The organism is Roseibium sp., from assembly GCF_051016195.1.
In the GTDB taxonomy this organism is placed as follows: Bacteria; Pseudomonadota; Alphaproteobacteria; order Rhizobiales; family Stappiaceae; genus Roseibium.
Genome location: NZ_CP134616.1, coordinates 511,083 through 536,686, shown reverse-complemented (window position 1 = coordinate 536,686; position 25,604 = coordinate 511,083). Strand labels below are relative to the sequence as shown.

At 58.4% G+C, this 25,604-nt stretch carries 22 protein-coding genes; 14 read left to right on the top strand and 8 right to left on the bottom strand.

Translation table 11 applies throughout. From position 1 onward, the window contains the following. The first annotated feature begins 22 nt into the window (after positions 1–22). From RDA78_RS02425 to RDA78_RS02405, 5 genes are all read left to right on the top strand, one after another. Positions 23–943, top strand: a complete 921-nt coding sequence (locus tag RDA78_RS02425) for an amidohydrolase family protein (protein WP_434053784.1) — start codon at positions 23–25, stop codon at positions 941–943. Positions 944–946: 3 nt separating this feature from the next. Next, positions 947–1,531, top strand: a complete 585-nt coding sequence (locus tag RDA78_RS02420) for an amidohydrolase family protein (protein ID WP_434053783.1) — start codon at positions 947–949, stop codon at positions 1,529–1,531. Positions 1,532–1,607: 76 nt separating this feature from the next. Then, positions 1,608–2,837 carry a C45 family autoproteolytic acyltransferase/hydolase gene (locus RDA78_RS02415; protein WP_434053782.1) on the top strand — a complete coding sequence of 410 codons (1,230 nt, stop codon included), beginning with the start codon at positions 1,608–1,610 and terminating at the stop codon, positions 2,835–2,837. Between the two features lie 47 nt (positions 2,838–2,884). Then, positions 2,885–3,865 carry a CobW family GTP-binding protein gene (locus RDA78_RS02410; protein ID WP_434053781.1) on the top strand — a complete coding sequence of 327 codons (981 nt, stop codon included), beginning with the start codon at positions 2,885–2,887 and terminating at the stop codon, positions 3,863–3,865. Further along, positions 3,858–5,090: a threonine/serine ThrE exporter family protein gene (locus RDA78_RS02405; protein WP_434053780.1), complete on the top strand. Its 1,233-nt coding sequence runs from the start codon at positions 3,858–3,860 to the stop codon at positions 5,088–5,090. The genes RDA78_RS02410 and RDA78_RS02405 overlap by 8 nt, the downstream gene beginning before the upstream one ends. Positions 5,091–5,800: 710 nt before the next feature. Here RDA78_RS02405 and RDA78_RS02400 read toward each other — a convergent pair. After that, positions 5,801–6,346 (bottom strand): hypothetical protein, encoded by a 546-nt coding sequence (locus RDA78_RS02400; protein ID WP_434053779.1) that lies wholly within the window; start codon positions 6,344–6,346, stop codon positions 5,801–5,803. Between the two features lie 812 nt (positions 6,347–7,158). Here RDA78_RS02400 and RDA78_RS02395 point away from each other — a divergent pair. Next, a complete protein-coding gene (locus RDA78_RS02395) occupies positions 7,159–7,326 on the top strand; it encodes a hypothetical protein (RefSeq protein WP_434053778.1) in 168 nt (55 codons plus the stop codon). A gap of 304 nt (positions 7,327–7,630) precedes the next feature. On the opposite strand, the gene RDA78_RS02390 is transcribed toward RDA78_RS02395, so the two are convergent. Next, positions 7,631–10,507 (bottom strand): peroxidase family protein, encoded by a 2,877-nt coding sequence (locus tag RDA78_RS02390; protein ID WP_434053777.1) that lies wholly within the window; start codon positions 10,505–10,507, stop codon positions 7,631–7,633. A 570-nt stretch (positions 10,508–11,077) separates the two neighbouring features. On the opposite strand from RDA78_RS02390, the gene RDA78_RS02385 reads away from it, so the two are divergent. After that, complete coding sequence (locus tag RDA78_RS02385) at positions 11,078–11,740, top strand: L,D-transpeptidase (protein WP_434053776.1); 663 nt, start codon at positions 11,078–11,080, stop codon at positions 11,738–11,740. A gap of 3 nt (positions 11,741–11,743) precedes the next feature. Here the strand turns inward: RDA78_RS02385 and RDA78_RS02380 are convergent, their stop codons facing one another. The 6 genes from RDA78_RS02380 to dctP all read right to left on the bottom strand — a co-directional run bounded on the left by RDA78_RS02380 (position 11,744) and on the right by dctP (position 19,235). Further along, the gene (locus RDA78_RS02380; RefSeq protein ID WP_434053775.1) at positions 11,744–13,264 is read right to left on the bottom strand and encodes an ABC-F family ATP-binding cassette domain-containing protein; all 1,521 of its coding nucleotides are present in this window, start codon (positions 13,262–13,264) and stop codon (positions 11,744–11,746) included. Positions 13,265–13,541: 277 nt separating this feature from the next. Beyond that, positions 13,542–15,059, bottom strand: a complete 1,518-nt coding sequence (locus RDA78_RS02375) for a malonate--CoA ligase (RefSeq protein ID WP_434053774.1) — start codon at positions 15,057–15,059, stop codon at positions 13,542–13,544. Next, positions 15,040–16,320, bottom strand: a complete 1,281-nt coding sequence (locus RDA78_RS02370; protein WP_434053773.1) for a malonyl-CoA decarboxylase — start codon at positions 16,318–16,320, stop codon at positions 15,040–15,042. The genes RDA78_RS02375 and RDA78_RS02370 overlap by 20 nt, the downstream gene beginning before the upstream one ends. Then, positions 16,317–17,633 (bottom strand): TRAP transporter large permease, encoded by a 1,317-nt coding sequence (locus RDA78_RS02365; protein WP_434053772.1) that lies wholly within the window; start codon positions 17,631–17,633, stop codon positions 16,317–16,319. The genes RDA78_RS02370 and RDA78_RS02365 overlap by 4 nt, the downstream gene beginning before the upstream one ends. Before the next feature lie 5 nt (positions 17,634–17,638). After that, on the bottom strand, positions 17,639–18,181 hold the full coding sequence (locus tag RDA78_RS02360) for a TRAP transporter small permease (protein ID WP_434053771.1): 543 nt from the start codon (positions 18,179–18,181) through the stop codon (positions 17,639–17,641). A 67-nt stretch (positions 18,182–18,248) separates the two neighbouring features. Continuing rightward, positions 18,249–19,235 (bottom strand): TRAP transporter substrate-binding protein DctP, encoded by a 987-nt coding sequence (gene dctP, locus RDA78_RS02355; RefSeq protein ID WP_434053770.1) that lies wholly within the window; start codon positions 19,233–19,235, stop codon positions 18,249–18,251. A gap of 142 nt (positions 19,236–19,377) precedes the next feature. Between dctP and RDA78_RS02350 the strand changes: the two genes are divergently transcribed. From RDA78_RS02350 to lptC, 7 genes are all read left to right on the top strand, one after another. Next, a complete protein-coding gene (locus tag RDA78_RS02350) occupies positions 19,378–20,034 on the top strand; it encodes a GntR family transcriptional regulator (protein ID WP_434053769.1) in 657 nt (218 codons plus the stop codon). A gap of 408 nt (positions 20,035–20,442) precedes the next feature. Further along, a complete protein-coding gene (locus RDA78_RS02345; protein WP_434053768.1) occupies positions 20,443–22,800 on the top strand; it encodes a heavy metal translocating P-type ATPase in 2,358 nt (785 codons plus the stop codon). Positions 22,801–22,809: 9 nt separating this feature from the next. Then, positions 22,810–23,232: a Cu(I)-responsive transcriptional regulator gene (cueR, locus tag RDA78_RS02340; RefSeq protein WP_434053767.1), complete on the top strand. Its 423-nt coding sequence runs from the start codon at positions 22,810–22,812 to the stop codon at positions 23,230–23,232. Then, a complete protein-coding gene (locus RDA78_RS02335) occupies positions 23,229–23,660 on the top strand; it encodes a c-type cytochrome (protein WP_434053766.1) in 432 nt (143 codons plus the stop codon). Before cueR ends, RDA78_RS02335 begins: the two co-directional genes overlap by 4 nt. Positions 23,661–23,676: 16 nt before the next feature. After that, positions 23,677–24,141, top strand: a complete 465-nt coding sequence (locus tag RDA78_RS02330; protein WP_434053765.1) for a c-type cytochrome — start codon at positions 23,677–23,679, stop codon at positions 24,139–24,141. Positions 24,142–24,280: 139 nt separating this feature from the next. After that, on the top strand, positions 24,281–24,901 hold the full coding sequence (locus RDA78_RS02325) for a ribonuclease D (RefSeq protein WP_434053764.1): 621 nt from the start codon (positions 24,281–24,283) through the stop codon (positions 24,899–24,901). Positions 24,902–24,950: 49 nt separating this feature from the next. Next, complete coding sequence (gene lptC / locus RDA78_RS02320) at positions 24,951–25,601, top strand: LPS export ABC transporter periplasmic protein LptC (protein WP_434053763.1); 651 nt, start codon at positions 24,951–24,953, stop codon at positions 25,599–25,601. Positions 25,602–25,604 lie beyond the last annotated feature (3 nt).

Below are 25,604 nucleotides of genomic sequence, written 5' to 3'. Positions count from 1 at the left end.
AGCCGGATAATGGTGAGGTGAGATGACCAGCTACGATACTGTTTTGGCAAATGGACGTGTGATCGATCCTGAAACCTACATGGACGGTATTTTTCATGTTGGCATTAAAGACGGCACGATTGCCGAGATTTCGCGTGAGCCCCTGGAAGGCCGGGATGTTGTAGATGTTTCGGGACTGATCGTTTCGCCCGGGTTTATCGATTTGCATGCCCACGGCCAGAACATTGCCAGCAATCGCATGCAGGCCTTCGACGGTCTCACTACGGCACTCGAGCTTGAGGCCGGGCTTCTTCCCGTCGGCGAGTTTTATGACAACTGCGCAGCGGAAGGCAGGCCGATTAACTACGGTATTTCTGCCGGTTGGCTGGCGGCACGCACGGTGACACTCAATCCGGAAAAGGCGGTGAATGGCAAACCCGTTCCCACCATGACCTTCACCATGGGGAATTTCGATGTACAGGAATGGGTCGAAAACCCGGCTCATGGCGACGAATTGCAGCAAATCATTGATCTCCTCGAACAGGGTCTCAAAGAAGGCGCCATCGGGATCGGGTTTGCGTGGGGCTATGCTCCAGGTGCAGGTCTCAAGGAATGCAGGGAAATCTGGAAACTTGCCAAGAAATACGGCCGACCGACCTATACCCATATCCAGAACCTTTCGATGCTCGATCCGAATTCGGGCGTTCGCAACGTCATCGAGCTGATTGGCCTTGCGGGGGCAACTGGCGCGCAAACCCACATTTGTCATTGGAACAGCACAAGTCTGCGCGACATCCCCACCATCGTCGATATCGTGAAGAATGCGCAGGAAGCCGGTCTTCCGGTCACCACCGAGGCGTATGTCTATGGTGCCGGCAACTCCGGAATTGGCGCGGCAGAGTTCGATCCTTCGGATGTGGAAGACAGAATGGCAATCGAATGGTCAGACTTCACACTCGTGTAGGACATGCATGATTTTTCGTCCAAGGAAGAGTTCGTGGCCGCGCGTGAGGCCAACCCGGGCGACTCGGTGATTGTGCATTTCCTGCGAGAAGACGATAACCCGCATGATGCGAGCCTGCTCGATATGTCGGTCATGTATCCCGGCACGTCCATTTGCACCGACGGCCTACCCAACGTCGCAGCTGACGGCAGCTTCTATGAAGGTGCGGAATGGCCCTTGCCGGAAGGTTTAAGCAACCACCCGCGCGCCTGCGGCAACTATGCCCGTTTTTTGCGCAAATGGGTGCGGGAACGCGGCGTCATGAGCTGGATGGACGCAATCCGGCAAGCGTCTCTCAATGGCGCTCTGATCCTTGAAAACGCCTGTCCCCAAATGAAAAAGAAAGGCCGGATACAGGCAGGAGCAGATGCCGACATCATCATATTCGACCCCGAGACAGTGTCGGAACAGGCCGATTTCCAGGCACCTGTGAAAATTTCGAAGGGTATGCATCATGTTCTCGTCAACGGCACCTTTCTGATCCGCGACGAGGAAATGGACACTTCGGTCATGCCGGGCCAGCCGGTCCGTGCGTCCGTCGTTGCCTGAAGTTCTCTAACTGGGTGAGCGTCCCGAGTTGAGGTTGGTCAACCTGCCTACATCGGCAACCTAAACAGGAAAAATTATGGCGATCGTTAAAAATGAACCCGTATTTGAAGCTGGTGATAACGACTATACCAAGCCACGACACATAATCGTCGAAGGGACGAACGGTGAGATCGGTTACGACCTCGGCAAACTCGCCAGGGAAGAATACGGCACGAAATTATGCGCTTATGACGCACCGATCTACGCACAGGCGCGGCGCGAGTATCTAGCCCGCAACTGGCCGGAAATGCTGGAGAAGTCCCAAGGCGTTCTGAGGGCCTTTGGCATGCCCGAGGATGACGTCGTCTACGACGGCACGACACTGCCCTATGACCTCTACGATTCCCAGCGTGGCGCAAGCCTCGGCGCGAATACATGCTCCGCCGCGGTTCTACCTCATGAAAAGACAGACACCGGCGCCACGTATGTCTCTCGGAACTTCGACCTGATGGCCATGGTTCTCTGGAGTGAGCTCCTTGGCAAAGAGCCTCCCCAAGGGGCCTACAGCTGCTGGGAGCGGGGAATAGTCCTGGAAACCCGCCCCGACAAGGGATATCGCACCATTCAGGTTGGTGGCCATGAAGTGCTTTGGCCGTGGATCGACGGGATCAACGAAAAGGGTCTATATGTCACAGCGTTTCACGACCCTTGGGGGATCGGGGGAGAAACCAGCCCGTCTGGCGGCATGAACGTTTCGGGCATCACGCTGACCCAATCCTTCGGTTACATCCTGTCGACCTGTGCGACCGTCGAGGAGGCCAAGCATCTCATTCTCCGGAACCACCTGATGCAGGTTCTGATCAATGCACACGTTATGATCGCAGATGCGAGCGGCAACGCCACGGTATTCGAGATCGATCAGACGACACAGGCCTATGTTTTCGTCGACCGGGTCGCCAACGAACCCCTATTCGCCACCAACCATCCACTCCACACCTATCCCGAACCGAGCACCTACCCGGAATTCGATATGGAGGCGGAACACGGCAGTTTCACGAGGCAAATCATCCTGCGCGACGCTTATGCCAAGCTCAAGCCACCCTTTAAGCGCGAGGACGTCGTAGCTATGCTCGACCAAATCCATTGTGCATTCATCGACGATGAAAAGGCTGAAGCCGGTCCAAAGGAACGCACGCTCATCAATGTCAACGCGGACCTTTCGAAACCCGAAATCGCCATTCGGTGGTATCTTGGCGATGTCGGACCCATTGAGGGGACCAACAAGGTCAAGACCCGGATGAGTGACTTCTTCACCTTCGGCTTCTGATCATGACAGCGGGATCTCGTTTCGATGCTGCAAAACTTCCGGTTCCAGTGACAATCGTCGCCGGATTCCTGGGAGCTGGAAAGACCACGCTGTTAAACCACATCCTGACATCTGATCATGGGCGCCGCATTGCTGTCATCGTGAACGATTTCGGATCGGTCAACATTGACGCCGAACTTGTTACTGATGTCGGCGAAGGCATGGTCAGTCTCGCAAATGGTTGTATTTGCTGTGCGATACGATCGGATTTGATATCGGCCGTTCTGGATGTTTGCAAAACCGACCCCAAACCGGACCACATTGTGATTGAGTCCAGCGGTGTCGCCGATCCCAACAATGTCTATCGGGCCTTCCTTCAACCTGAAATCCGCACGTCTATCCTGTTGGACGGTGTCATAACGATCGTTGATGCCGAACAGTTTCTGGCAATTCCCGATAAGGAAATGAAGTTGGCAAGCGAACAGATCGAGGGCGGTGATCTGATCCTTCTCAACAAAGTTGATTTGGTGACGGATGCAACTATTGAAAAGGCGAAAGCCCAGATTTGGTCTTTGAACAAGTCAGCCCAGGTGCTGACAACCTCGAACTGTGTGGTACCAGTTGAAGCGCTGCTCGGCGTTGAAACATCGGAAGAACACCGCACTGAATTGCATCAGGAGGTGTTGGGCGAGAAACATTTTGCTAGCGGTCAGCCTGTTCACGACCACAGTCATCACAAGGAAGCCTTTGAAACGTTTTCTTTTACGTCAACCAGGCCGTTGCGTCTGGGCTTGCTGAACAAGGTTTTGAACAAGCTCCCGCCCGAGCTTTTCCGCGCAAAGGGTTTTATCTACGCAACGGATGCCCCTGGACGGCGGCACCTCCTGCAAATGGTCGGCCGGCGCGCGGTCCTGTCTGCCGATCGGCCCTGGGCAGATATTGAGCCTCACACGACCCTCGTTTTCATTGCCAGAGCAGGCGTTTGCAACGTTCCGGTGATCCGGAATGCCCTTGCGCGCTGCGAAGCGGAACCTGCAATAAATGCATGACGAACGCACAACGGCCCGTGATACGACAAAGAATCTGAAGCTATTGGCTGAAACCGCTAGGCTGGCGCATGGTTTTGGGGTGACATCGGGCAGATTGCAGGCGTTTCTTTTGAGCCTGGCCGAAGAGCTTGGCTATACAGGCAGTTTCCGGGTCACGCCGTCTTCGATCATGTACGCGATTTCCGAAAAGGGCCGGGAGGAGCAGCTTATCCGCTACATTCCGTTGCCGTCACCCGGATTTCAACTGACACGGTTGGCGTGGCTTTCGAAAATCATGAACCGGCTGGAAGCTAATGAGTTGACGGTCGACGAGACACTGAGTGAAATTAGAAAGCTTGAAAGCCTCCCCGATACATTCGGGCCAGCGGTCGTTGGATTGGCCTATGGCGGGTGTGGCGCAGGTTTCGCCGTTCTTCTGTCACTTGGATGGACAAACGTGGCAATCGCGTTTCTGGGCAGCCTGCTGGTATATGCGCTTGTCAGATTGGCCGAGCGCATCCCCATGCTGGGCGCACGTTTGGAGTTCTTGTCCGCATTCATCGTTTCTTTGCTGGCCTATCTTAGTTCACTTGTGTTTCCAGGAATGGACGCGTCAAAAATCACTCTTTGCAGTCTCGTTGTGCTGGTGCCCGGTTTCGGACTGACCGTCGGCGTCTCCGAATTTGCAGCCGGGCTAATCATGTCCGGACTTGAGCGTCTGTCCGCCGCGATCATGTCGACGTTCAAGCTGTTTTTTGGAGCTATTGCGGGTTGGGTGGTAGTCTCGGTCTACTTTGTGCTGCCCGAGGCCGTACCGGCAGCTCCGCACGCAACGCCCTTGCTCTGGGGCTTTGCGACAGTCCTTGTCATCTCGCTTGCAGTCATTTTTCAAGCCGACTTGGCTGATCTGCCCTGGATCGTCTTGGCAGGGGTCATAACGTATGCCGGCATGGAGGCCGGAGGTCAGCTTGGCTTCTGGCAGGGCTCCTTTTTGGGAGCTGCCGCACTCGGTTTCGCTGCAAACACCTACGCACGCAATTCGGGGCGCCCTGCATTGATCATCATCAATCCTGTAGTCATGATGCTGGTCCCCGGTGCGGCCACATTGCTTGGTCTGCAGGCCGGCGCGACAGCGGGCGCAGCCAGCGGATTTTCAGCCGAGTGGCACGCGTTTCTGAATATCGCAGCCATCCTGGCAGGGCTGATGGTCGCTTATGTGGCAACCCCCTCGAAGACCGCGCTCTAGGCCGCCCAACGAAGACTGCTTCTACGATACACCGTTCAGTTTCCGGCCCCGACATCAAGCCCCAGTCAAGCTGAGCCGCAATCCATCGTGGCTAAACGGTCTTAAGTTTCCGCGTCCGATTGCGCCCCATGGAATTCGAGAAACCAACCGTCCGTTCTCCGATCACTTCCGGACATTCGTCCAAAATGCAGCAAACGTCAGCTTCCCGCCCGCAATGAACATTCGTTGCGATGCGACAAAAGCGTAAAATATTGGTCTTTTTGTTGGTCTTTTAATAATCGAATTGAATTATAAATATAAAAAACAACACTTAATAGTCCAAATCACATGCCTCTCCTGGCACCAAATTCCGATTTCAGACAGTCCGACACGGTCTGACATCTTCCCAAAAAGCTCCGGTTTTCCGGGGCTTTTTTTTGTTTTGGATAACCTACAAGACGCGAAGCTGTGTCAGACAAATCGACGAGTGGTTCCTGATCTTGAATTTTCTCATGGGTCCCGTCCCGGTTATTTGAAGCGATCAGTGCCTGGGTTCAGATCGCAAATAAAGATTACCTCGCTCATCCTGGGCCAAAGCCGGATCTGATGCCGTCAGCACCAAGACATGTCTCGTGATTTGATTGACCGGGTTCAGTCAATGGGAGGCGAATGGACTGCCGCGCGAAGAGGGGACGGAAGCCTGCGCAAAGCAGCAGCAGGGCCTTTGAGCATTATTTCGCGATGCTCAGCAGTTTATCATATATCGCATATTCGTCGGCATAGATGTCTCTCAATGTCTTGACGAGGTCCGGGCACAAGGTGTCGCGACTCGACTGTGTCGTGCCGGCTCCACAATGCTTTCTTACAAGCCGGTCATCGCAAAAGCTCTTTGGGACCCCGCAAGGCTCCAGATAGCGAAAGGCGGAGCGGGACAAATCGTCTAGTTTTCCAACGAAATACAGGCGATGCTTGTTCTGTTCCAGGAATTCCGGAGACTCAAAATGGTAGACATAGCCGCGTCTTACGTGACCCATTGCCTGTTCCGCCCACAGGGCAGCGGACTTGAGCCGTTCATTGTCGGAGATTTTCGCGTTGAAGAAGTCGGTAACTGTCGGGAACCATAGATAGGCAACGGCCTCTTCCGATTTCCAAAGCGCCGTATAAGAGGGTCTGCTTTGGCGCAGTCTGCTGTTGAAGCCGGATATGATTCGCTCAATCGGATCCCGGATTGTCACTGAGAGCTTGATGTTCGGAAACTCGCACATCGCCTGTTTCATCGAGTAATCATGTCCGAGCACTCGGGGCGTACGGTAGTTATGGCTTGCTGCTTCGTTCAAAAGAGAAGCGATTGTTGTGCCTCCGGTTTTGCCGATATGCAAGAATCCATATTCGGGATCCTGGCGTATACCTGACTGGCTGTGAGGCCGCAGGAGGTGTTGAAAAAATCGCATGCAAGTGGACCCGGCCAAGGCTTCAGCGCAGCTGTACAGAACTGTTTTCGGGCGGAGCTCTGTTCGCTTCAGATGATTTATTGTTTGCGACCAACCCAGATTGACTCCCCCTTGCAAGCATCACCCATTCCAAGGGTGCAAGCATTGCACTGCTTTGGACATTCTGAGCTGTTTGTTGATAGCTCTACGCCAAAGGTCCTGCTGAGGGTTAGGCAGTTTGCGAAAACGGGGCAGTCTTGAGGCCGACTTGAAGTCCCGGATCTTCAGCGTGGCAAACAGAGCTGTCATCAACGCTGAGCCAAGCGGAAAATTATATAAAACAATGCTTTAGAGACGGTGCGCGCAGCCGCTCCGGGGGGCGCGTTTCGATAGCGGACAGTCCGATATTGTCTGATGTCCTTTAGGAGAGTTCAGGCTTTCAGGGATTTTGTTTGTGAGGTTGAAAACCCTGAGAAAAATGAGCTTTCAAGTCTGTGGCTGATTGATTGGCAGAGGACAACCTTATCACCCAACCCAAACTATTTCTTGGCAATGCCGGGGCACGCTGTCGTAAAATGCCAAGTTAACCACTGCCGTTAAGTAAGCTTCAATCCAATCGGCTTCACTCCTGTTGTCTCTCTTGGCCAATTGGGGGATCCATGGAGAACAGGAACTTTGAAAAAGGCGCGGTATTGCTCGCGTTTGGATGCGTCGGGCTTGCGGTTGTTTTGGTTGTTGCCAGCAGTTTTTATTTTGATCCGGACTGGAGAGGCGACAGCCCGGAAGACGAGGCGTCCTACGAAAACACGGCCGAAACAGGCTCCTGAGACGCGTGATCGGGTGGGGCGCGTTTTCGTGAACCCAGGTCCGGGCAGGTTCTGTTGCGGCCCTGGTTGAACGCCCGCATATGAGGCATCTGGAGGGGAGCGGAAATCCGGTTCTGGCCATCTGGTTCTTCATGGATGAGGCGGCCGGCGGAGATGATTGTGGCGAGCACAACGGTGTTCAATGCCCAGAGCCCAGAGCCCAGAGCCCAGAGCCCAGAGCCCAGAACCCAGAGCCCAGAGCCCAGAGCGCGAGACGCCACACACCTTTCGAGCGTGGAACGGAGACTGGCGTCGGCGTGTCTCCTCAGGTCTGGCGCGGACGCCAGGGCGCAAAGGCGCTTTGCCCGGTTGGTAGAACGCTCGCGAATTCCGGGAAATGACGCAGGATGACACTGGTCATCGTGCTTTCCTGAACCCAGGCAATCCCGAGCGGCGAATAGATCTCCGGGCGGAAGTCGACGGTCAGGAACCGGTCCGACTGCAGACGGCGAGTCGCCATCAGAATGAAAATGCGGAACGCGGTGTCGGAGAAGCCGAAGCCCGGCGGAGGCGTTTCCGCAAAGAGACCGACCATCGTGTCGATATTGTCGAACGAACCATAGATGTCTTTCAGCAGACGCACGTCCTCGCTGTTGGCGGTGATTTCCTCCCAACTGCGGATCGGCGGCTTGTGCAAGCCCTGGCGGAACTTGTTGTAGCGCGGGATCCCGCGCGAGCGTTCGCGCACGATATCGACAACGGAAAGGTCGATGATTTCGGTCTTCAGATCATGCGACGTGCGCGCGAAATGCTGCAGGGCGCGCGGATAGTTATGCAGCGTGATCGCGCCAGGATGGGCGTTGCCCATGGAATAGAGTACATCCGGCAGGCCGATCCTGCGCATGACTTCATCGGTTCGGGTGCCCTGGATGTCGTTGAATTCGAACTTTTCCCGGAAGGTGCCTGTTTGACTGTCGTGGATGCGGTAGTCGTCCGGCAGGAGCGGGTGCAGCCGGTAGACGGTGACGAAATCCTCCGTCAGGCAATAGCGCGCATTGTGATGATCCGGCAGGGTTTCCGGGATGCCGCGCAGGGCGTGCGCTTCCTGGAGCCAGAGCCCGATGCGCGTCAAGGCGCCCGCCGGACCGGACCAGTTCGCGTTGAGGGCAACATCAATCTCGGGTGTGGCGAGAATGGCGGGTGTCCACTCGACCGTATGGATCTTGGCGATCAGTGCGGAGATGACGAGCCGGGCGGTCTGGTAGATCCGTTCATCGCTCCAGTCCCGGTACTCCCGGCGCAGCGCGTCGCAGACGGTGTTGTGTTCGCGTGCGAACAGTGTGTGCAGGGCCGAGAGGCCGAGCCACCAGCTTTCGTTGAAGCCGGTGACTTCCATGCCGAGATTGTTTTCCGGCAGATATCCGTTGTCGAGGCGCAGCATCGGGCCGGTGCCGTCTCTCAGCCGGTCGGACGTCTGAAGGCTGCTGCCATAGATTTCCGATCCGTCCCACCAGTGCGAGACGGTGTTCTGGAATGTCAGGCCGGCATCGCCCTCGGGTCCGATTGGCCGATCCCCGGCGATCCGCATGACGGGCTCTTTCCTGCCCTTCGGCGTGTTTTTCCAGGTCTGGCCATCCGGCATCGGCACTTCCAGGTCTTTTTCGCCAAGAGGCCGCCGGGCGTGCTGCACCCAGTCATGCACCTGGAACTGGATCCAGGCGGCGGCGAGCACGTTGAGCGAGGTCGCCGGGATGAAGGATTTCCGGTAGAGCAACTGCTGGCTGATTTCGACCGGGTTGGGCGTGTTTATGTCGTCCGGGCGCGGATCGGGCGCAAGGTTGCGGCCGAAGACGGCACCGACCTTGCCCATATCCGGCACGCTGAGATCGTTCTGCCTGCCGTCGAAGAAGCGGCCATCCCAGGCAGCTTCGGGCGTAGGCCCGTCCGGTTGGGTCGCCTGCGGATTGGGTTCGACCGGTTCGCGGTCGATGAGGTTCTCCTTGCGCAGCTGATGGCGCAGAAGCGACAGGTTCAGGAGCGCAACCAGGTGCGGCAGCCGGTACCAGGGACGCCAACGATTGACGAGGCTGAATGTCGGTGCGAGCGCGGCAGTCACGATCCTGTTGCGCAAGGGGACCGGTTCAAAAAACCTCTTGCGGGCCCGATGTGCAGCGCTTGCCGCATAGACCGCCTTGCGCGCCCTGTTGAGATTGCCGAGCGGACGGAAGCCGGGCTGCGTGTTCCAGGGGGTGAAGGCCAGTCTGTCGATGGCCGCGGCCTTGTCCTGTGCCTCAAGCGTTGTCACGTCCTGCCGGGGGATCGTGAGCCGCGCAGCAACGATTGGCGGCGACCTGTCCTCTGGCCATTCGGCGGCGGCGTCCTCGACCGGCGTGATGTCTTCACTGACAAACCGCTGGACGCAGAGGTCCCAGCTGACATCGCCCTCACGAACTCTCTGCGCGATTTCGTTGCGCAGGGAGTTCTGACCCTTCGGACTTTCCTTGTCGGATTCGGGCGCGGCTTCGTCCGATGCAGGCCGGAGAAAGTACCTGACCGGGCCGGCATCGCCCCACAGGATCGCGCCGTGGCTCCAGAAACTTTCCTGCGAAAGCGTATGGACCGTGCGGCCCGTTCCTCTGGCAATGGTGCGCAGTATGCGGACCGCTTCGCGCGGACCGACGGCGAAAAGAAGTTTGACGATCCCGATGATGCGATTGCCGGCCATCGCGCTTGCAAAGGCAATGAACTGTTCCGCGTCACGCGCATGGGAAACGGGATAGTTGGTCATGAGGAGGTCCTGAACTTCGCCTCCGGTATCGACCCTGAGCGCCGCGCCGCGCAGATCGCGCTCGTTGTCGGGCTGATGCTGGCCGCTGGCATTTGACAAACGGAGCGTCGTGGCAAGTTCGGCACCCTTCTGCCAATGCTCCGCCACGAGATCGTCCGGCAAGTCCTCCGCAACGCGCAGGACGGCATTGTCGACCGACAGAAGTGCCTTGGCATTCTGGGCGCGGTCTATCCGCAGAGCCCCGGACCTCCGGCGTAACTTGTCCTGAACCTTCAGGATAGCAACTGCAAATCGCTCAAAATCGCGCCGTTCCTGCCCGGCTCCGCCCTTTTCGTCGCTGTACCGCTCCCATTTCGTTATGCCGGCAAGATCGCCCGTTTTTACTTCAGCGGTTTCGTCCTCTGGCTCCAACATACACGCGCACTCACAACCAAAAAGAGAAAAGAAAGGAAAGGAGGGAAATTTTATGAGTTTTTATAGCGTATTATATGCTTGTGTTATTTCGTTTTCAATTGTTTTACATGAAGTGATGAGATGGATACATAAATTACCTTGCGAAAGTAAGTGAATTCATTTGTGTGCAAGGAGAATTCTGAATTGAGATATGTGTCGAATTTACTTGATGGGCTCTCAACGGACGCTCCGGTGCAGTCGGCTTCGAGTACCTGAAGAATGAGTGTTTTTCTCCACAACCGGAAAAATCAGCACTGCCTTGAGCCGGGCGCGCTCGAAAGACGGAAGCGATCCCCGTTAAGCGCCGGCAGCCATCGGCAGAACTGCCATGCAACGCGGCAAACGCGCCGCGTATTTGATCCCTGACTGCCCTTGTTAAGGTCGCATTTACCATAATACTGTTGCCTTCTCTTGATGTTGCATTTGTTGATTGCTGACGGAAATGCGCCGGTCGGCGGTGCATGAGGCGTTTCGAAAAGGCAGAGTTGCCGGAATGCCTGAATTGGTGCGAAAGAGCCGAAGGACACGAACATGTCGCGAAAACTGAGCCGCCGCAGTCTGGTGTTTTCTGTTCCGTTTCTTCTGGCGGCCTGTCAGGGCCAGCAGAAATCGACCGTTCAGGCAGGCCTGACGCCGTTGGCCGACGGAACGCCGAACTATGCATCCGCCTATGCTCCGGTCCGGGATGGCGGCTTCTCGCTTCCGGGCATCGACTACCAGTCCTTCGACCCGAAATATCTGCGGCAGACGGTGTTCTATGCGACCCGGTATCCGGCCGGCACGATCGTCGTCGATCCGCGAAAGAAGTTTCTCTATCTCGTTGAGCCGGGTGGACGGGCGATCCGCTACGGCATTGGCGTCGGCCGGGCAGGCTTTGCCTGGAACGGTGAAGCGGTGATCCGCTTCAAGCGCGAGTGGCCCAAGTGGTTCCCGCCGGACGAGATGATCGAGCGCGACCCGAAACTGGAAAAATACCGTGACGGCCAGGAAGGCGGCCCGGGCAACCCGATCGGCGCCCGGGGCCTCTATCTCTGGCAGGGCAACAAGGACACGCTCTACCGCATTCACAGCACCAATCAGCCGAGCAGCATCGGGACCAATGCGTCCAGCGGCTGTATCCGCATGTGGCACCAGGACATCATCGATCTTTACAAGCGCGTCGATGTCGGCACCAAGGTCGTCGTCCTGGGCTGACCGTCACTCTGTCGCATCAAGCTGTGCGGCAAAGAATGGCTCGGGACTGTCCGTTTCCGAGAGCCGTTTGCCGTCGATCAGCCAGAACCGGGTGCCGACATTGCGGACAAAGGCCCGGTCGTGGCTGACAATCAGTGCTGTCACCTCGTGATCGAGGAGTTCGCGCTCGAGCGCTTCCTGCCCGTCGATGTCCAGATGGTTTGTCGGTTCATCAAGTATGTAGAAGTTCGGCCGCTGGAGCCGGAGCAGCAGCATGGCCAACCGGCTGCGCTGTCCGCCCGAGAGGGCCTTGATACTCTTTTCCTGCAGATCGATGGCAAGCCCGGCTTCGGCAAGCAGCGCGCGTGCCCTGTTATCACCGACATCGGACGCTTCCGTCACCGCGGACATGGGGCTCTTGAAGCGGTCCAGTTGCGACAGGGTCTGATCCGAGACACCCGGCACGGCGGACGGGGCGACGCGCGTGTCGGCGGTTTCCGCTGCAAGGGCATCCATGATCCGCGACAGGAGGCGCGACTTTCCGCTGCCGTTCGCACCCAGAACGACAACGCGGTCACCGGGATTGATCCAGAGCTGTGGAAGCTTGAACAGTGTTCGCCCGTTGGGAACTGTCACGGAGGACTCCGCAAGGCTAACCAGCGACTTCGCATGGGCGCCGGAATTTTCCAGCCGGATCTTGCCGGCCGAGTGCGTCCTTTCGGCGGGCCGGGCCGCGGTTTCGATTTTGTCCGCCCGCTCCTTCAGTTGCTTGGTCTTGTTGAGCAAGAGGTCAGACCCCGAGTTGATGCCGATGTTCTTCAGCTTTGCAGCCTTGCGCCGGAGTTGGTTCGCCTTGGCCAGGTCGTTTTGAAAGCGGCGCTCTGCTGCGTTGTCGAGTTCCGCCAGGTTCTGACGCGCTCTGCTGAAGGGCAGAGAAAACGCATGCGATGCCTCGCGGCGCAAGAACAGGGTGCGGTTGCATGCGGCGTCGAGGAAGGCGCGGTCGTGGCTCGCGATGATCATCGGCGTGCCGCGCGCAACGGTCACCATCCAGTCCTGCAGAATGCCGATCCGGTTGAGGTCCAGGTGGTTTGTCGGCTCATCCATCAGCAGGACGTCGGGTTCATCTGCCCAGGCCCGCGCAAGAAGGGCCACCCGCTGCCAGCCGCCCGACAGATTTTGCAAGGGTTGCTGCCAATGCGTTTCGGGAACCTGAAGATCGTTCAACGCGATATCGACGCGCCAGCTTTCCGTCTCGGCGTCATCCGGCGCGAACGCGGACAGGACTGCATCATAGAAGGTCAGCTCCAGGAGACTGTCCGGAACGTCCTGGGCAACAAGCCCAACCTTCGTGCCCCTGGCAAGGGTGATCTCGCCATGGGTTGCGTCGGCAAGGCCCGCAATGATGCGGAGCAGGGTGGACTTGCCTGTGCCATTGGCAGCGACGAGCCCGATCCGGTCGCCTTTCTCAAGACTCAGGTTCAGGTTCTCAAACAGCGGTATGGAGAGCGTAACGCCAAGATTGCGCAGATTGATCAGGGACATGTGTCGTAACTTTCAAACCGGGAAACGCGGCTTCATGAGCCGCTTTTTGGGCAGATCGTCGTGACGTGGATGATGTCCTTCGATCAGCCCTACAAACGTGTTTGCAGGGCCTGGACGGGACCGCGGGTTCGATCATGATATCGAAAATATGTCATGTAATCCTCCCTCGGTTCGTGTGGAATTGATGCGCAAAGCTAGTCCGCCAGTCGCATCCCGTCAATCGCTGCGAAAACAATTGGAGTGGATGAAACCGGCGGACCAACAGATCGTCACCGGATCAGGCCGGTGCGAACATGTCCTTGTAGGCGTCACGAAGCACGTTCTTTTGCACCTTGCCCATCGTGTTGCGCGGCAGTGCGTCCAGCAGGATCAGTTTTCGCGGATGCTTGAACCGGGCGAGCGATGCCTTGACCGCATCATGTATGGCATCAAGGTCCGGGGACGTGTTGTTTTCCGGTATGATTACACCCAGCACGGTTTCACCGAAATCGGGGTGCGGCACACCGATCACGGCGCTTTCCAGCACGCCGGGCTGATCATCGAGGACAAGCTCGATCTCTTTCGGGTAAATGTTGTAGCCGCCGGAAATGATCAGGTCCTTGTTTCGTCCGACAATGTGAACGTAACCGTCTTCGTCGATGCGGCCGAGATCGCCGGTGATGAAAAAACCGTCGCTGCGCAGTTCCGCCGCGGTTTTGTCCGGCATCTGCCAATACCCTTTGAAGACGTTGGGGCCGCGCACTTCGATCTGGCCGACATCGCCCTGGGGCAGGCTTGCCCCGCGCTCCGGATCGGTGATCTTCAGCTCAACGCCCGGAAGCGGGAAGCCGACGGTTCCGGCGCGCCGCTCACCGTCATAAGGGTTGGAGGTGTTCATGTTCGTTTCGGTCATGCCGTACCGCTCCAGGATACGGTGGCCCGTCCGTTCCTCGAACTGGACGTGTGTCTCGGCGAGAAGCGGTGCGGAACCGGAGACGAAGAGACGCATGTGGGATGTCAGGTCCTTTGTGAACCGGGGATCGTCCAGCAGTCTTGTGTAGAATGTCGGCACGCCCATCATCGACGTCGCTTCGGGCATGTGCGCAATGATTTCATCCTGGTCGAACTTCGGCATGAAGATCATGCAACCGCCAGCCGCCAGGATCACATTCGTTGCGACGAACAGTCCGTGCGTGTGGAAGATCGGCAGCGCATGCAGCAAAACATCTTCGTTCGTGAACCGCCATTCCGTCACGAGCGTCCGGGCGTTCGACAGAAGATTGTTCTGCGTCAGCATGGCCCCTTTGGACCGGCCCGTCGTCCCGGACGTGTAGAGAAACGCTGCGAGGTCGTCTCCGCTCCGCTCCACGGTCGCAAAACTCGGCGGCATCTCGTTCGCAGCCACGCTCAGCGAACCGGAACCGTCCGCATTCAGCGTCTCGATCTTCGCGCCCAGCTTTGCGGCGACCGGCTTGAGATCGGCTTCGCTTCTGCCGTCGCAGACCACCAGGGACGCGCCGCTGTTATCGATGAAATATGTCAGTTCCTCGACCGTGTAGGCCGTGTTGAGCGGCAGGAACACCAGGCCGGCCTGCGCACAGGCGGCATAAAGCGCGAGCGCTTCCGGCGATTTCTGGACCTGCACGGCGACCCGGTCACCGGCGGTGAGGCCAAGCCGGGTCAGTGCGTTTGCGGTTCTGGCAGCGATCTCCAGAAAGTCCTGGTGGGTGACGGTGCGCCCGTTCAACAATCGCAGAAACGGCGTCGTCTTGCCGGCATGAATGCCAAAGAGGTTGTCAAAGAGTGGGTTTGGCATTGGCGTCACCTTTTCTGTTCTTGTTGAGCACAGCGGACTTTGCGAGTGACTTGACTGCGTCCGTGGCCATGACTTCCTGCGTTGTTGCGTATTTTTCGTGGTTTTGCGCCACTTTGGAGAGATCGTAAAGATAATTCACCATCGTGCCGCCCGATTGGGCCTGACCCTTTTCGGACATGTCGGCCGCCGCGTGGACAGCATGAATGACTGCCCCGTTGCCGAGGTGAAACCGGGCGACAGGATCGAAGGGGCGCTCGCCGCGCGACTTGGCATTCAACAGATAATGCGCCGCCTTGGCCTTCATCTGGTCCGGCGGAGCATCCGTCCATTCGTCGCCTTCACGCTCGAGCCACCGTGTCAGCCCCGGTATGGGAGACAGGGTGACGAATGTCTTCAGCCCGTTGAGTTCAGCCGCCAGGTCGGATGCGACCTGCTTGATCAGGGAGTTCCCGAACGAGATGTTCGCCAGACCGGCCTGGCAGTTCGAGATCGAATAGAAAACGGCCGTGTCGGCCTCTTCGGCCGCGTGCGCTTCCCGGTCTTCCGCCAGAAGCGACTGTATGGAGTTGGCAATGCCCTTGGTGAGGGCAACCTCCACGAAGATCAGCGGTTCGTCCGGCATGGACGGATGAAAGAAGGCGAAGCAGCGCCGGTCGGACGGCTCAAGGCGCCGGCGAAGATCATCCCAGCTGTGAATTGCGTGCACGGCTTCATAGGCGATGATCTTTTCCAGTATGTGCGCCGGGCTTTCCCAGTTGATCGGCCGCAGCACCAGGAAACCGCGATTGAACCAGGACGCGAACAGATGCCTGAGATCGAGATCAAGGGCATCGGGTTCCGGATCCTGAACGCCGAGCCTCAAGAGGTCTGCACGCATGTCGACGAGCGTCCCCGTTGCGCCCGGCACCCTGTTGAGGCGCCGGAAAAGTTCCTGTCTGCGTGGTTCCGCCGCCGTCATGAAATCCCTGTACGTCGCCTTGGACGGTGACCCTTCATAGGCATCGAGCGCGGTGCGTACCTTTTCCGGATCGATGTTGAGCCTTCCGGCGATCGTCTGGAAGAAAGTCAGCTTTTCTTCATCGTCCAGGTTCCCAAAACCGGACAGGATGTCCTGTGCCAGAGCGAGACCGGACGTTTCACCCGCGGATCCGACCAGTTCGTCGGCGAGTTCCTCAAGAGGCCGCTCGTTCCTGAAATACCGTCCGGGAAGCCGGTAGCGGCGTTCAAAGACCGTGGACAGAAGATCTGCAAAAAGCGTCATACCGCTTTCCCCATGACAACGTCCGGAAGCCAGGTCGCCAGTTCCGGAAACAGGCACAAAAGGATGATCGCCAGGACCATGCATCCGACAAACGGCAGCGATCCGGTCAGAATGGTCTTCAGCGAAATATCCGGTGCGATGCCGTTGATCACATAAAGGTTGAGACCCACGGGTGGTGAAATCAGCCCGATTTCCATGTTGATCGTCAGAACGACCGCGAACCAGATCGGGTCGAACCCGGCGGTCGTTATGATCGGCAGCAGGATCGGCGCCGCCATCAGAATGACCGCGACCGGCGGCAGGAAGAAACCTGCGATCAGCAGGAAGATGTTGACCGCTCCCATGAGGACCCAGCGGTTGACATCCAGAGTGCCGATCCACTCGGCGATCGACTGCGTTATGAATAGCGAGCTGAGCATGTAGGAGAACACGCCGGCGGCAGCGATGATGAACAGGATCATCACCGATTCCTTGGTGCTGTCGCGCAGCACCACCCAAAGCGCCTGGGGCTGCCAGAGCTTGTAGATGATCATCGCGATCAGGAGGCACAGGAGCGCGCCGACTGCTGCCGTCTCGGATGGTGTCGCGACACCGCCATACATGGCGTAGAGCACACCCAGGATAATGGCGATAAAGGGCAGGACGCGCGGCAGGATTTCGAACCTCTGTCCCCAGCTGTAGCTGCCGGAACTGAGCCGCCTGCCTTCGCCTGACCGCCACGTCGAATAGAGCGACCAGGCCATGAACAGACCGACCAGCATCAGGCCGGGGATGACACCGGCCAGGAACAGCCTGCCGATCGAAGTTTCGGTCGCGATGCCATAGACGATCATCGTGACGGAGGGCGGGATCAGGATGCCCAGGGTTCCGCCTGCGGCAATGGACCCGGCGGCGACACCGTCCGGATAGCCGCGCTTGCGCATCTCCGGGATGCCCATCTTGCCGATGGCGGCACAGGTTGCGGGCGATGATCCGGACATGGCGGCGAACAGGGCGCACGCGCCGAGATTGGAGACAACCAGCCCGCCTGGAACGCGCGTCAGCCATCGTTCCAGCGCTTCGTAAAGATCGGCGCCCGCGCGCGTCGACGCGATCGATGCGCCCATGATGATGAACATCGGGATCGACAGGAGCGCGAAATTATCGAGCTTGCCGAACAGGATTTCAGGCATCAGTTCCAGCGAGCGGGGACCGTCGAAGATGATGAGGAAACCGGCGGAAACGATCAGCAGGCCGATCGCGACCGAGACACCGGAAAAGAGAACCAGGATTGTGGCAATGGCGACGATCGCGCCCAGGAGAAGGGGATCCATCGCGTTTACTCCAGGCCAAACGGTTTGTCGGTTCCGGTCAGAACGGCCACGAGGTCAGCGATCAGCTGAAGCAGGAGCAGGCCGAACCCGATCGGAATGGAAAGGTAGGGAATCCAGAGCCTGACGCCCCAGACCGTGTCGGAACGCCAGCCGCGATCCCAGGCGAAATGCCAGTATTCGAAGCCGTACCACAGCATGATCGACACGATGACAATCGACAGGACGGAGGTCAGCATGGCGAGCAGGAACCGCGCGCGGGGTCCGAGCGAAAGTGGTATGAGATCCACATTCACATGACCGCGCAGGCGCTGGACATAGGGCAGTCCAACGAGGGTCGCCGCGATCACGAGATAAATGACCGCTTCCGTCTGCCAGACCGTCGATCCGTTGAGGACGAACCGCACGAAGATCATCTGGCACGTTATCGCCACCGCGGCAACGATCATGGCCGACGAGCACCAGCCTGCCAGGGTTGAGATGGCTGCAACAGCGCGCAGGAACAGATTGTTTCCCGTGCGCGCGGCAACAGCAGAGCTATGGCCGGCCATTACCGACTCCCTCAAGATCCGGGATTGAAAGAAAAAGCGTGGCGGCCGGCGGCCGCCACTTAATATGTCACTCTACCGCGAGGGCCTTGTCGAGCAGGTCCTGCCCGTCCGGAACTTCCTCGACGAACTTCTGGTAAGAGGTCTCCATTGCCAGTTTGCGCCAGGCCTCGAAGTCTTCCGGGCTCATCTGCGCGATCTCGACGCCGGCTTCCTCAAAGACCTGAACGGAGGCTGCGTCCTGCTTCTTTGCCTCCGCGAGGTAGAACGCTTCGGCCTTCTCGGCTCCGGCCAGAAGCGCCTGCTGCTGCGCCTCGTTGAGGCCTTCAAATGCCGACTTGTTCATCAGAAGCGGCTGATACATGAACCACAGTGCAACTTCGCCCGCAGGCGTGTAGCACTTGACCTGTTCGTAGATGCGGTAGGACACGAACGACGAAGACGACGTGTTGGCCGCCTGCAGAACGCCGGTCTGCATCGCGTTGTAGATCTCCGAAGACGCCATTGAAGCGATCGAAGCACCCGCACCTGCGAGCATCTGTTCGAAGGACTTGCCAGCCGCGCGCGTCTGCAATCCTTTCACATCGTCCGGGCTTGTGATGCACTTGTCCGTCCCGGCAAATCCGCCGGCCAGGTAACCGTGGACCAGAACCATCACGTCATCTTCCGCCATTTTGGCCTCCAGGGCCTCCATGAAGGGAGAATCGCTGAGACGGGCCGCGTGGTCGTGGTTCTTTACAAGACCCGGCATGAGCGTGAGGTTATACGCCGGCTGCTGGCCACCGGCGTAGCTCAGCGGAAACACCGTCATGTCGAGCTGACCGCGGCTCAGCGGCTTGTACTGCTCGCGCGGCTTGAACAACGACTTGGAGCCGAAGATCTTGATCTCGAGATCAACATCTGCAGCAGCCACTTCATCAGCAACGATCTGTGCCACCTGGTGGCGGACATCCTTGTTGGACCATTGGTGAGACAACCGCAGTTCTGTCGCCTGAACCAGCGTCGCAGTGCTCATGACGGCAAGGGCTGCCACCGCGCCTTTCAAAATTGATTTCATGTTTTCCTCCCGAAGTGCCCGAACGGGAATTTCGCCCGGACGGTGTGGGCAGTGTAAGATCGTTCTGTATTTTTAGTCAACAATCTTGTATACAAAAATTACAGGTTTGCGTTTCAGCGCCAGCCGAACTAGAAGAAAAGTCATGGAACAACGGCGTGCCGACAACATTGCTGAAGCGCTCGAAGAGCATATATTCAGCGGCATTTTCCAGAACGGGGACCGTCTGGATGAGGTGAGGCTCGCCGAACAGTTCGGCGTGTCGCGGACGCCCTTGCGCGAGGCGCTTCAAAGGCTTGCGCTGTCGGGCCTGGTTGAACTCGTGCCGCGGCGCGGCGCGTTCGTGCGCCAGCCCGGGCCGATCGAACTGATGGAAATGTTCGAGGTCATGGCAGAGCTCGAAGCGGTATGCGGCCGGCTTGCTGCGCTCAGGATATCGGATGAGGCGATTGAAGAGCTTCGGGACGCCAATGCCAGGTGCCAGATGGCGGTCGAGGCGCGGGATACGGACGGGTATTACGCCGAAAACGAGCGCTTCCACAGAACAATCTACCGGCAATCGGGCAACAGCTTCCTGGAGCAGGAAGCGGCGAAACTTCACAAGCGCCTGAAGCCCTTCCGGCGCCAGCAGTTGAAATTTCGCGGACGGATGGCCCAGTCCATGGCCGAACATGAAGCGATCGTTGCGGCTCTGGCCGGCGGCAACCCGGAAGAGGCGGCCAGTGCCCTGCGCAATCATGTCGCCGTTCAGGGCGAGAAATTCCACAATCTCATGGCGAGCCTGAAGCAAAAGGCGGGTTAGGTGATGGACCCATAAATGAGACCGAAATGGCATGCGAAATGGCGAAATCCCGTTAGGAAGGGTGTGCGGAGCGGGCTTTCTGCCCGGTCAAGCACGCTGACGCCACGGGGTGAAGCCATTTCCATGTCCTTCGGATTTGACCGGCTTGCGCCTCCTCGGCGTTGCGAAAGGCTTGAAAATGAAGGACATTTCCTGCGCTTCCGCGCCTTGACGAGAAGCAAGCCGCCTCAAACCATTTCAGTCTCATTTATGGGTCCATCACCTAGGGTACGACCCCCTTGGGAATGCAGCGCCGGTGGTCTCGGTAATGCCGGACAAACAGGCATAAGTGGTTTTTCAGATTGACCTTCCAGTCACTGGAGGCCCTAACTGACGCTTGAAATCAGTCTTGATGAAGAGCGCCCGATCATGCAGGAACCCGTTGCGACCTTGGAAACCCCCATTGATCCCGGCCAGGCCGTCGACCCGGTCTGCGGTATGTCGGTGACACTGGGCAAGGGCAAGCCGTCGCTGAAATACAAGGGTGAGACCTACCACTTCTGCAATCCGAAGTGCCACGACAGGTTCGACGCCGACCCCTATTTCTATGTCTCCGGCAACAATGAGAAAAAGAAGCAGCTGGACGCGGAAAAGTCGGCATCGGGCGCGCTCTATACCTGCCCGATGGACCCGGAAATCATTCAGGAAGGCCCGGGAACCTGCCCGATCTGCGGTATGGCGCTGGAGCCGATGAGCGGTGTATCCGACGAACCCAACCACGAACTGATCGATTTTACCCGCCGTCTCTGGGTGAGCGTTGTCGCTGCCATACCGCTTCTTGTCCTGACCATGGGGCCGATGGTCGGTGTGCCCGTCCGTGACTGGATCGGAGAAGGTGTTGCCATCTACCTGGAGGCAATCCTGGCGACACCGGTTGTTCTGTGGGCCGCCCTGCCGTTCTTCCAGCGCGGCTGGACGTCTCTGGTCACCCGGCATTTCAACATGTGGACCCTGATCATGATCGGGGTCGGGACGGCCTATCTCTATTCGATGATCGCCGCCTTCCTGCCGTTCCTGTTCCCGGATGCGCTAAAGGGGGCCAGCGGGCACATGCCGGTCTATTTCGAGGCTGCGGTGGTGATCGTCGCACTGGTTTTTGTCGGCCAGGTGCTCGAATTGAACGCGAGAGAACGCACCGGGGACGCCATTCGCGCCCTGCTTGACCTAGCGCCCAAGACCGCGCGGCGCGTGGCCGATGATGGGGAAGAATACGATGCTCCACTTGAAAACATCCTGGCGGGGGATCGGTTGCGGGTCCGGCCCGGCGAGGCGGTCCCCGTCGACGGTGTCGTGCTGGAAGGGAACTCGTCTGTCGACGAGAGCCTCGTCACGGGTGAGCCGGTACCTGTTCGAAAACAACCGGGGGACAGGGTCACGGGCGGCACGCTCAACAAGACCGGCTCCATGGTCATGCAGGCCCAGCTTGTCGGTGAGGACACGATGCTTGCCAAGATCGTGGACATGGTTGCCTCTGCGCAGCGCTCGCGCGCACCAATCCAGGGTCTCGCGGACAGGGTGGCAAGTTACTTCGTCCCGACCGTTGTCGCCGTGGCGGTCCTCGCTTTCTTCGCCTGGCTGGTCTTTGGCCCCAGCCCGTCCTTCGTACACGGGATAATCGCCGCCGTTTCGGTGCTGATCATCGCCTGTCCCTGTGCGCTCGGGCTTGCGACACCCATGTCGATCATGACGGCAACGGGCAGGGGCGCGCAGGCCGGTGTGCTCGTGAAGACCGCCGAAAGCCTGGAACACCTGGCCGAGGTTGATGTCATTGTTGTCGACAAGACCGGGACCCTGACAGAGGGCAAGCCGGCCGTGACCGACATTCTTTCGAGCGATGGTGTCAAGGAAGACGACATGCTCGCCCTGGCGGCTGCACTCGAAAAGGGCTCGGAGCATCCTCTGGCGGAAGCGATCCTGGAAGCTGCCGGCGAGAGGTCCCTGGATATTCCGGCGATGACGGATTTCGCGGCCGTGACGGGCAAGGGCGTGACCGCACGAGTTGGAAACAGCTCTGTGTCCTTCGGAAATGCAGCATTCGCAAGCGGGACAGGCGCTGATATCGGCCCGCTGCAAGGCCGCGCCGAAGAGCTCGCCGAACTCGGCAAGACAGTCATGTATCTCGTCGAAGAGACTGCCGGCCGTGCCGTGCTGCAGGGAGTGATCGCGGTCGCCGACCCGGTGAAACACAATGCCAAGGCGGCGATCGATGCACTGCATACGGACGGCGTGAAGATCGTCATGGCAACGGGAGATGCGCCGCGAACGGCCGAGGCCGTTGCCGCGGCGCTCGGCATCGACGATGTTCGTGCCGGCGTGCTGCCGGAGGGCAAGCAGAAACTCGTTGAGGAGCTCAAAGCCGCTGGGCACCGGGTAGCCATGGCCGGAGATGGCGTCAATGACGCGCCGGCCCTGGCTGCCGCCGATGTCGGTCTCGCTATGGGAACAGGTGCGGATGTTGCCGTCGAAAGCGCCGGCCTGACCTTGCTCAAGGGCGACCTGGAGGGGATCTTCCGGGCGCGGACGCTCGCGAGCGCGACGGTCAAGAACATTCGCCAGAACCTGTTCTTCGCGTTCGCCTATAATTCCGTCGGCGTTCCGATCGCGGCGGGCGTGCTCTATCCGCTGCTGGGGGTTTTGTTGTCACCGATGCTGGCCGCTGCTGCGATGAGCCTGTCGTCGGTCTCCGTGATCACGAATGCGCTGCGTCTGCGCACGCTGAAACTCTGAGGTCCTGACATGAATATCGGAACCGCATCGGAACAAAGCCGGCTGCCGGTCAAGACGATCCGATACTACGAGGATATCGGCCTGGTCAGACCGCTGCGAAGCGAGAACGGCTATCGCGATTTCTCGGACACGGACCTTCAACGGCTGAAGTTCCTCCAGCGGTCGCGCAGCCTCGGGTTTTCCATCGAGGAATGCCGTGAATTGCTGTCTCTCTACGAGGATGGCAACAGGGCCAGCGCTGATGTGAAAGCGATCACACAGACAAAGATCATCGAGATCGACCGGAAAATAGATGAACTGAAGTCGTTGAAGAAAGTTCTGACAACGCTGTCCGACGCCTGTCACGGCGACAACAGGCCGACCTGTCCGATCATTGATGATCTGGCAGGCAGGAGCGAAATGGAAAAGGACATGCGGGGGAATTCGGAATGATCCGAACGCGGGCCTTTGTGATGGTAGCGGTATTGTTCGCGGCATCGTTGGGCGGATGGGGATACTGGCAATCGCGGGAACGCCCGGTCGCGCAACCGGCGGACAAAGGCGCGGCGATGGTGCAGGTTCAAAGACCCGAACTGTCCCAGGTCGCGTTGCAGGGAGAGAGCCTCTTCAGGGCCAATTGCGCAACCTGCCATGGAGACAGCGCGGATGGGCGTGATGGACTGGGGCCACCCCTGGTCCACAAGATCTATGAGCCCGGCCACCATGGCGACGGGTCGTTTTTTCTGGCAGCGGCGCAGGGTGTGCGCGCGCACCATTGGCGCTTCGGCAACATGCCGCCTGTAGACACGGTCAGCCAGGACGAAGTGGGCAAGATTGTCGTTTACGTGAGGTCGCTGCAGCGAGCCAACGGGATCTTTTAGGAGGGGGAATAGCCGGATGATAATCGGAACACGGTCAGCAGCGCTTGCTGTCACTTTGGTGGGACTGGCCGCTGGCGCTGCCCTGGCCCATGGTGGTGCGACAGGGATCGTCAAGGAACGCATGGATGCGATGACGGACATCAGCCGGAACGTGAAGAGCGTGGGGCAGATGCTGAAAGGCACCGCGGTCTACAATCCGGAGGAGATCAAGCGTGCGGCGAACGCCATCTCCGGGCACGCGGGAGATGCCATGACGGAATTGTTTCCCGAAGGCAGCCTGAAGTCGCCTTCGGAAGCCAGCCCGACGATCTGGGAAGAGTGGCCGGAATTTGTCACGTTCGCGGACAGTCTGGAAACGTCCGCGCGGGCGCTTGAAGACCTGGCGGCGCAAGACGCGGATCAGAAAAGCGTTGCAGCCGCTTTTGGCAAGGTGGCTGCGACCTGCAAGACTTGTCACGAGGCATTTCGCATCAAAAAGTAGCTCGTCGCCCTCATTACGCAACGTCTTCAACGTCTGCATACCGCAATCCGCTTGCCACGACCGGCAGCATGTTTTACCTCACGGTCAAACATTTGCGATATTGAGACGATCCCGGCACGGCAACAGGAGACGGCGCGACATGACCATCAGATACCACAAGGAAGATCTTCCTGATCTGACGGCGTATGAGGCGGCAGAGGCGGTCGCGGTCGATTCCGAGACACTCGGGCTCAACCCGCACCGCGACAGATTGTGCGTGGTTCAGCTCTCTTCAGGCGACGGGACGGCCGATGTCGTCCAGATCGCGCGCGGCCAAAGCGAGGCGCCCAACCTTGCCCGCCTTCTCACCGATACGAAGAAACCGAAGATTTTCCACTTCGCCCGGTTTGATGTCGCCGTGCTGCGGCACTATCTAGGCATCGAGGTCGAACCTGTCTGGTGCACGAAGATCGCTTCGAAACTCGTGCGGACCTACACGGACCGGCACGGCCTGAAAGACATAACCCGTGAATTGCTGGGCGTTGATCTTTCAAAGCAGCAGCAAAGTTCCGACTGGGCGGCAGAGAAGCTGACGGACGCGCAACTGGCCTATGCCGCATCGGATGTGATGCATCTGCATGCGCTGAAGAAAAAACTGGAGTTCATGCTGCAGCGGGAAGAACGCAGCCATATCGCGGAGGCCTGTTTCAAGTTCCTGCCAACGCGCGCCGAACTGGATCTCAGGGGATGGGAAGAAACCGACATTTTTGCGCATTCCTGAGAACCACCCGCAGGACGGACAGGCGGTTTCGCCGAAACTGGAGAATTTGTTGAGTATCACCAGCGGACAATTGGGAACGGCAATCCCCGGGCATAAGCTCAGCCGCGTACAGCGGGCGGCACGCCGTCACAGCCTGTTGGTGCGGTTGCTGCGCTGGGCCTTTCCGGCGATCGGTCTGCTGATTCTGGCAGGCATGACGGGACTTGTCGTGCTCTTCAATGTTCTGAGTGGTTTCGGCGCCGCGAACGTGATGCTGACAAGCGAGGGGCTGGTGATGGATCACCCCGAATTGTCCGGGCATGATGGCGAGCGGTCCTACAAGGTCACCGCACGCCGCGCGATTCAGAGGTTGAGTGACCCCCGGATCATAGATCTGGAAACAATCCGGGCCGATATTGTCCTCGGCAAAGACGAAACCGCCGAAATCATCGCCCTGAAAGGCACTTATAACAATGCAGCGGAAACGCTGCGACTTTATGAGGGTATCCAGATCGAGTGGAGTGAGGGCTACACAGTCGACATGTCGGTCGTGGAGGTCAATTTGAAGAACGGCGCTATGAAAACATCGGAACCTGTTTCAATCAGATCCGATCAGGGGCATGTTCAGTCTGGAAATCTCTCGTATGATAAGGCGAAGGGTCTCGTCCGGTTTTCGGATGGCATCAAGATGACGATCAATCCGGCATCGGAAGGACAGTAGCAG

Coding starts and splice junctions, on each gene's coding strand:
- RDA78_RS02425 (WP_434053784.1), top strand. CDS start 23: ATGACCAGCTACGATACTGTTTTGGCAAATGGACGTGTGATCGATCCT.
- RDA78_RS02420 (WP_434053783.1), top strand. CDS start 947: ATGCATGATTTTTCGTCCAAGGAAGAGTTCGTGGCCGCGCGTGAGGCC.
- RDA78_RS02415 (WP_434053782.1), top strand. CDS start 1,608: ATGGCGATCGTTAAAAATGAACCCGTATTTGAAGCTGGTGATAACGAC.
- RDA78_RS02405 (WP_434053780.1), top strand. CDS start 3,858: ATGCATGACGAACGCACAACGGCCCGTGATACGACAAAGAATCTGAAG.
- RDA78_RS02400 (WP_434053779.1), bottom strand. CDS start 6,346: ATGAAACAGGCGATGTGCGAGTTTCCGAACATCAAGCTCTCAGTGACA.
- RDA78_RS02395 (WP_434053778.1), top strand. CDS start 7,159: ATGGAGAACAGGAACTTTGAAAAAGGCGCGGTATTGCTCGCGTTTGGA.
- RDA78_RS02390 (WP_434053777.1), bottom strand. CDS start 10,507: ATGTTGGAGCCAGAGGACGAAACCGCTGAAGTAAAAACGGGCGATCTT.
- RDA78_RS02385 (WP_434053776.1), top strand. CDS start 11,078: ATGTCGCGAAAACTGAGCCGCCGCAGTCTGGTGTTTTCTGTTCCGTTT.
- RDA78_RS02380 (WP_434053775.1), bottom strand. CDS start 13,264: ATGTCCCTGATCAATCTGCGCAATCTTGGCGTTACGCTCTCCATACCG.
- RDA78_RS02375 (WP_434053774.1), bottom strand. CDS start 15,059: ATGCCAAACCCACTCTTTGACAACCTCTTTGGCATTCATGCCGGCAAG.
- RDA78_RS02370 (WP_434053773.1), bottom strand. CDS start 16,320: ATGACGCTTTTTGCAGATCTTCTGTCCACGGTCTTTGAACGCCGCTAC.
- RDA78_RS02365 (WP_434053772.1), bottom strand. CDS start 17,633: ATGGATCCCCTTCTCCTGGGCGCGATCGTCGCCATTGCCACAATCCTG.
- RDA78_RS02360 (WP_434053771.1), bottom strand. CDS start 18,181: ATGGCCGGCCATAGCTCTGCTGTTGCCGCGCGCACGGGAAACAATCTG.
- dctP (WP_434053770.1), bottom strand. CDS start 19,235: ATGAAATCAATTTTGAAAGGCGCGGTGGCAGCCCTTGCCGTCATGAGC.
- RDA78_RS02350 (WP_434053769.1), top strand. CDS start 19,378: ATGGAACAACGGCGTGCCGACAACATTGCTGAAGCGCTCGAAGAGCAT.
- RDA78_RS02345 (WP_434053768.1), top strand. CDS start 20,443: ATGCAGGAACCCGTTGCGACCTTGGAAACCCCCATTGATCCCGGCCAG.
- cueR (WP_434053767.1), top strand. CDS start 22,810: ATGAATATCGGAACCGCATCGGAACAAAGCCGGCTGCCGGTCAAGACG.
- RDA78_RS02335 (WP_434053766.1), top strand. CDS start 23,229: ATGATCCGAACGCGGGCCTTTGTGATGGTAGCGGTATTGTTCGCGGCA.
- RDA78_RS02330 (WP_434053765.1), top strand. CDS start 23,677: ATGATAATCGGAACACGGTCAGCAGCGCTTGCTGTCACTTTGGTGGGA.
- RDA78_RS02325 (WP_434053764.1), top strand. CDS start 24,281: ATGACCATCAGATACCACAAGGAAGATCTTCCTGATCTGACGGCGTAT.